The organism is Deltaproteobacteria bacterium RIFCSPHIGHO2_02_FULL_44_16, assembly GCA_001798185.1.
Taxonomy (GTDB): domain Bacteria; phylum UBA10199; class UBA10199; order 2-02-FULL-44-16; family 2-02-FULL-44-16; genus 2-02-FULL-44-16.
In genome coordinates, this window is sequence record MGRM01000011.1 from 80,419 (window position 1) to 89,937 (window position 9,519).

Annotated in this window: 8 protein-coding genes; all 8 read right to left on the reverse strand. The window is 44.3% G+C overall.

Annotated elements, in window-relative coordinates:
• Window positions 1–90: 90 nt before the first annotated feature.
• The 8 genes from A3C46_07460 to A3C46_07495 all read right to left on the reverse strand — a co-directional run bounded on the left by A3C46_07460 (window position 91) and on the right by A3C46_07495 (window position 9,466).
• A complete protein-coding gene (locus A3C46_07460) occupies window positions 91–2,367 on the reverse strand; it encodes an outer membrane protein assembly factor BamA (GenBank protein OGQ22613.1) in 2,277 nt (758 codons plus the stop codon).
• Window positions 2,364–3,041: a hypothetical protein gene (locus tag A3C46_07465; protein OGQ22614.1), complete on the reverse strand. Its 678-nt coding sequence runs from the start codon at window positions 3,039–3,041 to the stop codon at window positions 2,364–2,366. The genes A3C46_07460 and A3C46_07465 overlap by 4 nt, the downstream gene beginning before the upstream one ends.
• 7 nt (window positions 3,042–3,048) lie before the next feature.
• Complete coding sequence (locus tag A3C46_07470) at window positions 3,049–4,245, reverse strand: hypothetical protein (GenBank protein OGQ22615.1); 1,197 nt, start codon at window positions 4,243–4,245, stop codon at window positions 3,049–3,051.
• Between the two features lies 1 nt (window position 4,246).
• A complete protein-coding gene (locus tag A3C46_07475) occupies window positions 4,247–5,467 on the reverse strand; it encodes a hypothetical protein (GenBank protein OGQ22616.1) in 1,221 nt (406 codons plus the stop codon).
• A 148-nt stretch (window positions 5,468–5,615) separates the two neighbouring features.
• Window positions 5,616–7,106, reverse strand: coding sequence for a lysine--tRNA ligase (locus A3C46_07480; protein ID OGQ22617.1), 1,491 nt, complete (start codon window positions 7,104–7,106; stop codon window positions 5,616–5,618).
• Window positions 7,107–7,161: 55 nt separating this feature from the next.
• Window positions 7,162–7,557, reverse strand: a complete 396-nt coding sequence (locus A3C46_07485; GenBank protein OGQ22618.1) for a hypothetical protein — start codon at window positions 7,555–7,557, stop codon at window positions 7,162–7,164.
• Entirely contained in the window at window positions 7,526–7,867 is a 342-nt protein-coding gene (locus A3C46_07490; GenBank protein OGQ22625.1) for a hypothetical protein, read from the reverse strand. Before A3C46_07490 ends, A3C46_07485 begins: the two co-directional genes overlap by 32 nt.
• A 420-nt stretch (window positions 7,868–8,287) precedes the next feature.
• A complete protein-coding gene (locus tag A3C46_07495) occupies window positions 8,288–9,466 on the reverse strand; it encodes a hypothetical protein (GenBank protein OGQ22619.1) in 1,179 nt (392 codons plus the stop codon).
• Window positions 9,467–9,519 lie beyond the last annotated feature (53 nt).

Here is a 9,519-nt window from a genome sequence, read left to right on the forward strand (position 1 = left end):
AGGGCGTGGCGATCTCCCGAAAACACTATAGGCAGGAGATTGCTTCGTCGTTCTACTCCTCGCAATGACACACAGGCTTTCAAGCACGCTCTAAAAGAAGTGTCCGATGGCGAAGTTGAAGACAAGATCGTCTTCGCCTGTTTTGGGATTGATCGGGATACCCCACTCAAATCGCAGCGGGCCGATCGGAGAGTTCCAACGAAGTCCAAAACCATAGTTATGGCGCAAAGAATCTAAAGAATAACTTTCCTCTTCGGCAAAAGCATTTCCTGTGTCGTAAAAAGTGACGGCAGAAATGCCGGCAACTTTAATGAGCGGCACTTCGATCTCTGCTGTAAAGAGAAGAAGTTTATCTCCGCCGAAAACAAAATCGATATCATCTCCAGAAGGTCCCGCAGGAATCCGAAGTTTTGGACCGAGCGAGTTCGGGAAAAATCCTCTCAAAGAATTTGGCCCTCCCGTGAAAAATCGCTCGAACAAAGGAACCGGAGAATCATTCAAACTTTTAATATGGCCAATGCGTCCAAAAGTCTTAAAAACAATTCCCTTCCAGACAGGCTGATACCAAAGTGAACGATAATTTGTGCGGAAATAATCATTGTCCCCACCAAGCTTTGCCCCCGAAACTTCAAAAGAGGCAACATTATAGGTCCCTTTCGTGGGAATTAAACGATTGTCACGCGTATCGCGATCGACCGCAAAAGCAAAAGCCGAGGTGAGTCCACCTGCATTTTGTCGAAAAAACTGAGGCACAGCGATACTGAAACTTGAGACCCCGACATCTTCAAGACGATAGGTGGTATCAAATGACCAGCGTTCAAAAAATGGATGTCCGAGTGAAAGCGTTCCACCTGTGGAGGTTCGACGAAAATCATTAAAGAGATAGGCAGTGCGATACGCGGAAAATCCCGCTGACCATTTCGTATCGAGAAAATAAGGATCGCGGAAAGAGAGCGTAAAAAATTGACGACGTTTTGAAAACTCAGCTCCCAACTCACCACTCATGCCATATCCAAAGAAATTTTCTTTTCTCATCGTTAAACCAAAAATAAAACTTTCGAGTGAAGAGAAACCCGCTTGAATATTAAACTGGCCGGTCTTCCGTTCTTTGACCGTAACATTGAGAATGACGGTATCATCACGGCTTCCTCGAGGAGTTGCAAAGTTCACTTCTTCAAAAAGTCCGAGCTGCATGAGTCGACGGCGGCTCTCCCGAAGATTGCGCTCACTATAACGATCATTCTCCAAAACTCTTAGCTCACGACGAACCACTTTATCTCGTGTTGTCGTATTTCCAAAAATATGAATTTTTTCGATGGTAATGCGATTTCCTTTTTCAATTTCAAAATGAATATCTGCCGTCAAAGTTTCATCATGGGGAAGAGTTCTCGGAACAATATTCGCAAACGCATATCCCTCATCCCCATAACGTTCGGTCAGGGTCAGAATATCTTCTTCGAGTTTGCGTTGACTATAAATATTTTTCGGTTTCGTTTTGAGAATACTCAGGAGTTCCTGTTTTGTCGTCAAAATATCACCTTCGATATCCACTTCTCCAACATGATACTGCTCCCCTTCTTGGATTTGAAAAGAGACAAAAATGTAACGCTTGTCTTTTGAGATGGTCACTTTTGGAGGCGAAACTTTTACGTTGAGATATCCATGATTCAAATAATGATACGTGAGAAAAAGTTTGTCCGTTCGGAGCTGTTCTTCTTCGTATTTCCCCGACTTTGTTAAAAAAGAGAGAACTCCCTTCTTTTTTGTACGCATCACAGCACGAAGCTGATCGTCGCTAAAAACTTTGTTGCCGATAAATTGAACTTTCCGAACAGCAATGCCTTGATTCTCCATAATCTCAAAAACAAGTTTGGTTTCATTCACCCCAATTTCTTCTAAACGATAATCGACGTGGGCAAGATAATATCCTTTATTCGCGTACTTCTGCCGTATCTTCTCAATGGTTTTAGCAACATCGTGTTCATTGAGAGGGCGATACGTTCGCACCACCATTTCCTCTTCGAGATTTTTATCATTTATTTTACGATTTCCCGTAAAGACAACTTTGGTAATCAGTGGATTCTCGACAAAATGATAAACGAGTCGAACGCCAGCAGGAACGATAAAACGTTCCACTTGAACATCGCTAAACTGACCGAGTTTATAGAGCTCTTGAATATCTTTTCGAAGTCGTTCGGAATCGAATGGATATCCCTCTTTGGTGCCAATCGTATTGAGAATGGTTTCTTCCGGAGTTCGAATGTTTCCGTCAAATGAAATGTCTTTAATCACTTCAAATTCTGCAAAAGAGAGAGACGGCAGTAAAAGAAAGAGCCAAAAAAAGAATATGAAAAAGCGCAGCTTCATAAGGTGGCCTCATGAAGCGATCCCTCTTTGAGTTCAAGATGGCGCGGGAGCGATCGAAGCAGCTCTTGATTGTGCGAAACGACGACGAGCGCCATTCCTTCATGCGCAAGACGAAGAAGATAATCCCATATTTTCTTCCCTGTCTGTTCATCGAGATTTCCGGTCGGTTCATCCGCGAGAATGACACGTGGACGCATCACCACCGCACGAGCAATGGCAACACGTTGTTGTTCACCACCAGAGAGTTCCCCTGGTCGATGATGAAAACGATCCGTAAGTCCAACAGCGGCAAGCGCCTCTTGTGCTTTTTCTTCTGCTTGGCTTCGCGAGTTTCCAGCGATAAGACAAGGAATCATCACATTCTCAAGAGCGGAAAATTCAGAGAGCAAATGATAGAACTGAAACACAAAACCGACGGTAGTATTTCGAAACCGAGCCCGCTCTTCATCGTTCAGAGAAAAAAGATCTTGTCCCTCAAAAAATACTTTTCCTGACGTCGGGGTATCGAGCCCCCCAAGCAGATGAAGAAAGGTCGATTTTCCAGCTCCCGAAACTCCAAAAATGCCGACACACTCACGCTCTGCGAGCGAAAAATTGATCTCTTTGAGAACTCCAACAGCAGCTCTCCCTTCATCGTACCGTTTACTGACTTGGTGTGTGGTCAAAAGTGGCATGTGGAAGCTAACGTAACCCATCCCCCAGAGGATATGATGAGAGTCGTGCCGCAGCCAGACGCGAGGTGACAGCGCAGATACCGAGGCAAAAAGTCCCGATAAATCCACATAATACAGGAGAGAAGTCAAGCGGGAGATGCCGCAGAAAATAGATCTCTTCCTCAAGTGCAATGAGCGGATAGCTTTTGAGAACCCAGATGATCAAACCGCTCACCGCGAGGCCGATGATCACACCGATCATTCCGGTCCACACTCCACTGCGCGTGATCATGCCAACAAGTTTTTTTCGAGGCATCCCCAAAGCATACAGAATGGCGACCTCTTTTTTCCGAAAAAGAATCAAAAGAATGAGAACCGTCATAATATTGAGCGCGGCAACAATGACGATCACTCCCATAATCATTCCAAACATCCACTTTTCCAATGTCAGCGCGGCAAAAAGATCTCGGTTGAGATCCTTCCACGTTAAAATCTCATCAATATCTTGAAACTCAACTCGAAGTTTCTCAGCAAGCGAAAATGCTTGATTTGGATCTGCGAGAGAAATTTCGATACCGGTCATTTCATCATTTTGAATCTCAAAAAGAGATTTCATCTCGGGAATCGACATAAAGAGAAATTGAGAATCATAATCATACATGCCAGATGAAAAAGTTCCGATCGCTTCAATTTCTTCAAAACGATTCGTCTCCTTGGTCGGAAGAAGAAGTCGTAATCCTGGATCTTGCGGTGTCACCTCCAACATTTTCGTAAGCGCTTTGCCTATGACCACAACAGGTTTGTTTTTTTTATGATCATCTTGCCAAAAATGGACGTTGAGTGTTTTGAGAGAAGTAAATTGATCAGGATCAACTCCCTTCACCACCACACCCTTGATTGTGCCATGCGACACCGCAAGCGCTTCCCGATAGAGAAAATGGGTGAAAGAAAGAATTTCGCCTTTTTCTTTCAGATGAGAAAGTTTTTGAACGATATCTTTTTGAACTTCTGTGGAATGAAAAGAAGGGAGCACAATGACATGAGCATTAAAATCGAGAAGTGATCTCATATAGGCATGCTCAAATCCACGCGCGATGGTCATCGAGATCAGGAGTGTCGTCACCGCAAGCGCTATTCCCACAATCGTAATAACACGCATCACTTTGAGCGAAGGAGGGAGCGTTGAAAAACGGTGCATGCGACGAAGAATAAAAGAGGTGTTCATGTTATTCATAGCGAAGCACCTCACACGGAGCTTCTTTGGCGGCTCTCATGGCAGGAAAAAACGCAGCCAACATGGCAAAGAAAATCCCGCAGAAAAAGAAGAGAACAACCCATGTAAACTCAACCGAGACGGGCAACACATCCAGATAATACGTGCTCGGAAGCGAGAGTGGATATTGTTGAAGAAGGTAACAAATGAAGAGACCCAAAAATGTACCCAGAAATGAGCCACCGGCTCCGATCCAAAAACCTTGAAGCAAAAAGATTCTGCGGATTTTTCTTGGTGATATTCCACATGAACGTAAGATCCCAATGTCCTTTCGTTTTGATGCTGTCATGAGAAAAAGAACGCCCATCATTGAAAAAGAGGAAATGAGAAGAATGAACAAAAGGACAATATTCATGACAATGCGCTCAAAGCGAAGAGCTTGAAAGAGTTTTTGATTCTCTTCACTCCACGCATGAGCTTTCCAACCTGACGGCAAGCTTTGACGTAATCTTGCCACAACTTTGTACGCATGCTCCGGATATTGTAGACGAACATTCCATCCCCGCGAGATCTGCTCTCCCAGAAGTTTGGTGGCATTTTCGCGCGAAAGAAAGATCACTTTCGTATCGTATTCATAAATCCCCGATTCAAAAACACCAACCACAGGATAGCGATAGGCACGTGGAGCAAGCTCTCCCGTAGGCCCAACTTCCGCAAGCGGCGCAATCAATCGAATCGAATCTTCAAAATCAGGATGAGCTAAAAGTGTGCCTGAAACTTCTTTCCCTAAAATAACCCCGGAAAAATTCTCTTTTCCCTGGGGAAAATAAAATTGAACTCGTTTCATAAAAGGAAGTTCCTGAGGATCGAGACTCCGAACTCGTACTCCTTGCACAGCTTCTCCGACTGTTTCTGGCCCTTGGGCTATTGCTTCGCCTTCTACAAAGGGAGTGACAAGAACTGTGGACTCATCTTGAAGAAGTGATTCTATCTGTTCACGTGTCAGATCATCTTGTGCGGAGTCAGGAGCCCGAAGAAGCACATGCGCATGAAGTCCTAAAAGTCGCTCTGTTAATTCGCGATGAAAACCACACATGATGGAAAGCACCACAATAAGCGCGAGAACTCCAATCGTCACTCCCAGAATTGAGGTTGTCGTGAGAAAGGAAAGGAATCGCTCAGAACGTCGACTTCGAAAATAGCGCCAAGCTATCCAGGTTGAGATCATAGGCATTACCAAACTGTCATCGCATTTTCTCTCGGGGTACAGCGGCTTCGGTTACGCTCCTCGCCGCTTCTGTTTCCATCGGCGCGATCTTTCGATTGGCATTGACGCGCCTCAGTCAAAGGCCCCCTGCGAGAAAATCCTCGACAGTTTGGAATCATGACTCATCTCTTTTTTTCAACTGGGGAAATAAAATTACATCTCTGATTGACGGGGAATCCGTAAGAAGCATCACCAATCGATCGATGCCAACACCTTCTCCAGCAGCTGGTGGCATCCCATATTCAAGCGCCTGAATATAATCGGCATCATAATGCATCGCCTCATCGTTTCCACCTGAAAGAGCTTCGACCTGTTTACGAAAGCGCTCAGCTTGATCTTCTGGATCATTGAGCTCTGAAAAAGCGTTGGCAATTTCGCGACCGTAGATAAAAAGTTCGAACCGATCCGTAACGTCGGGATTTTTATCATTCCGACGAGCGAGCGGAGAGACTTCTGTGGGATAGTGTGTAATAAATGTCGGCTGAATTAATTTTGCTTCACAGGTCAGCTCAAAAATTTCTGTGAGGATTGCACCGAGTCCCTCTTTTTCTGATTTCAGTTTATCACCAAGACTTTTGGCATAACTCAGCGCCTTCTCTCGATTTGTCAAAACCGCAGGATCCACTTTGCCGACCTGAACAAGTGCTTCGTTTAATGTGTAACGTTGGAAGGGAGGAGAAAAATTTATTTCAGTTCCTTGATATGTTACGCGCAAAGTGCCGTGCACTTTTTTGAGCACATGCGCGAGCATGCTTTCAGTGAGGTTCATGAGATCTTCATACGTTGCGTACGACTGATAAAACTCGAGCATGGTAAATTCGGGGTTATGCTGAATGGAAATTCCTTCGTTGCGAAAATTACGATTGATTTCAAAAACCCGTTCAAGACCACCAACGACAAGGCGTTTGAGATAAAGCTCCGGCGCAATGCGAAGATAGAGATCCATATCGAGTTTATGATGATGTGTCACAAAAGGTTTTGCCGCAGCGCCACCTGGAATCGAATGCATCATCGGCGTTTCGACTTCCAAAAAGTCTCGTTCATGTAAAAATTCGCGAATGGCTTGAACGACCTGTGCACGAATGCGAAATGTTTTTTTCACGTCGTCATTCGCGATGAGATCAACATAGCGTTGTCGATAGCGTGTTTCGACATCGGTTAACCCATGCCATTTCTCCGGCAAAGGACGGAGAGATGTGGTCACGAGCTTCAGATCTTTTGCTTTAAGGGAGAGTTCGCCTGTTTTCGTCCGAAAAAGAGGCCCTTCAAAAAGCGCAAAATCGCCCACATTGAAGGTTTTATAAAGGTTGAAGAGTTCGTCGGAAAGGTCTTGTTTTTGAATAAAAATTTGAAACTCACCCGAACGGTCACGAATGCGCAAAAAAGCAGCTTTTCCAAACGAGCGAATCATCATGATTCTTCCCGCAAGCGAAAATGTTTTTTGAAGAGATTCTAGTTCTTCTGCGTTTTGTGCTCCATGTATCCTCTGAATCTCTTCAGAAGTATGATGAGGCAGAATTCCATTTGGATAAGGATTAATCCCCTGCTCACGATAGACAGAGAGCTTTTTGCGCCGCTCGGCAATATATTGATTTTCCTCTGACATAAGAGGCGTGATTTTGGTTAAAGGATGCGGAAAGTCAATGGGAATTCAGATGGGACTAAGAAGAGAGAGTCTCTTCCACCAATCGCAACATTTTTTCTGCTGTTTGAAGCGCGAGGCGCGCATCTTCTGCTGTAAATGTTGTAACCACATCATCAGGATAACGGGCAGGAATATAAAATTTATCTAACTTTCGAACATCCATCTGGATTGAGGCAAACAATGAATGACGGTCGAGGATCTGTGAAAACAAAAATCCGAGATGGTGTGAGCGTGGAGGTACGATTCCATCAACAATCAACATCGCCTTTACTGCTTTCTCAACCGCTTGGTGACATAAGAAGCAAGTAATATGATGTTGTTGCGTCTCTTTTTCTCCAGCCTGGGCGTATTGAAAATCGCTCCAGGCACGATCGATCCATTCATGTGCCAATTTTTTCTGCTTTTCGCTCATACAATATCTGCCCTTTACTGACGATTTCACTGATAAAAAAATCTCTGAGATCGAGCCTTTCCCGAAGTTCTTGCGGAGTATAGATATGAAGCTCAAGAGGAGCATCTGGATCTAAAACAGAAAGCAGTTCGTCACTTCGATCAAGCCGTCGCTTCGATGTTTCTTTTACAATCAACAGGTCAATATCACTCCCTTCATGCCAGGCTCCAATGGATGTTGATCCAAAGAGAACAATCTTTTCTGGTTGATAATGTTCGATGATCTGCTGGACAGCTTGGTGAATCCAGAGCCGGTATTGTTCTGAAAGCATAAAACGTTGATAGGTTTTGATATCAATTAAAGCGGCAACGGGCTTTCCATGACGCTCAATAAAACATGGTTTTTTGGAGTAGCGAACCTGATCAAGGAGTTCTCCAAAACGAGTTCTTGCATCAAAAGCTGAATATTTTTGAATGGTTTCCTTCATATTGATGAGTTTAATGTAATTCATTAAAAGTGCAAGGAAAATTTATTGATTCAACCAAGGGGAGAGACTCTCTTCCACAAATGCTTCGTACGAAAAGTGCATGCCGCCACCGACTGCAAGTCCACTGAGACCAAGCGTTGCAAATTCGTTCTTTTCAAATGAAGGCTAGGGGTCAAGTCTTGACTTTTCACTTTTTAACTTTGTGCAACCAACGATAGAGTGTTGACTCATGTCAAGACTTGACCCCATTGACATTGATCTATTTCAGATCGCTTCAATACAGGCCTCAACAAGATGTTGACTACCGTCTACCGTCGAGAAATGGAGAGCTGCTTCAATGAGCAGTTGTAAATTCGTGGCTTTCATCTTTCTTAAAAGCTCGCATTGGATCGCGGGGTTCGAGATTTTTGGGAGTAACGTATCCAATACTCTGGTAAAAGCGGCCGGATTATTCGTGCTGATCCTGCTTTCAATATATCGCTTCAGCGTTGCTTGGGCTTCATCAGTCTGGCCAACATCATTGAGCAATTTGAACAAATCATCTAAATCGTCATTACTATTTCTCGCTTGTATCTCCCGGATTCTGCGCCATTTATCCTCTCGGAGAGCAACAGAGAGTTCCTCTCGAAGTCCGTCCAACTCTGGTAATTTTTGAATTTTGACAAGGAACATTTCGCTTGGAAGAAGATCACAATTTTTAAAAGCTGCTTTAAATATTGCTCCAATAACGGGTTGAAGATTTTTAAGTTGACCGTTGTATTGGGATAAAAAACCAGCAAAAGTGTCTTCGTATAAAGCACATCCACCCTTCAGATCATCCGGAGACTTGCTACTTTTGATTGCCGCCAAGAACTTGTTTCCGGCAACGTTGGCTTCTGCCAGTTTTTGTTCATCAACGGCGCTTGGCGGCTCAGCAGATTCTTCCACGCCTTTGAACGAAAATTCCACGATGCCGCTTTGGGTTACGATGTAAAAATCAGAGGATATTTCATGCGTGGAATTCGAGGGCTGGTGTTTTTTCCTTCCGAACGCCGCAAACTCCGCGCCAGTGACAACAATGGCAACATCGTGAGGCCCCGCAACAAACAGTGTTTCTTCACTCCACCAACACATGCCCTCCGATGCTTGTTCCAAGAGGCGATTGACTTCGGCTACGGGGTTAAATCCACCGCTGAGAATTTGGCCCAAAGGTACCTGTCCGATGAGACGAGAAACATCCAAGTTCCTAAGATATCCATCGGGTGTCGGATCAGCATCAAAAGGCAAACACCGTGCTCCATCGTCAGATGCGGACACCGGTTCATTTTCCGCTGAAAACTCCTCAGGATGCATACAGACACCCAAATGAACATAATATTGGGCGACATCTCTTTTCAGCGCCACGTATGCCATAATTGTACTTCCTTTATATAGGGCACCTCTAAAAACTTCCTTGAGTGGCATTGATTATCTTGGATAAAATGTGGTGGTGATGTAGAAGGAAGACATGAGCCACT

Bases quoted from the DNA above. Each gene is read 5' to 3' on its own strand.
- A3C46_07480 (OGQ22617.1), bottom strand. From the start codon at position 7,106: ATGTCAGAGGAAAATCAATATATTGCCGAGCGGCGCAAAAAGCTCTCT.
- A3C46_07495 (OGQ22619.1), bottom strand. From the start codon at position 9,466: ATGCCACTCAAGGAAGTTTTTAGAGGTGCCCTATATAAAGGAAGTACA.
- A3C46_07460 (OGQ22613.1), bottom strand. From the start codon at position 2,367: ATGAAGCTGCGCTTTTTCATATTCTTTTTTTGGCTCTTTCTTTTACTG.
- A3C46_07465 (OGQ22614.1), bottom strand. From the start codon at position 3,041: ATGCCACTTTTGACCACACACCAAGTCAGTAAACGGTACGATGAAGGG.
- A3C46_07490 (OGQ22625.1), bottom strand. From the start codon at position 7,867: ATGCTTTCAGAACAATACCGGCTCTGGATTCACCAAGCTGTCCAGCAG.
- A3C46_07475 (OGQ22616.1), bottom strand. From the start codon at position 5,467: ATGCCTATGATCTCAACCTGGATAGCTTGGCGCTATTTTCGAAGTCGA.
- A3C46_07470 (OGQ22615.1), bottom strand. From the start codon at position 4,245: ATGAACACCTCTTTTATTCTTCGTCGCATGCACCGTTTTTCAACGCTC.
- A3C46_07485 (OGQ22618.1), bottom strand. From the start codon at position 7,557: ATGAGCGAAAAGCAGAAAAAATTGGCACATGAATGGATCGATCGTGCC.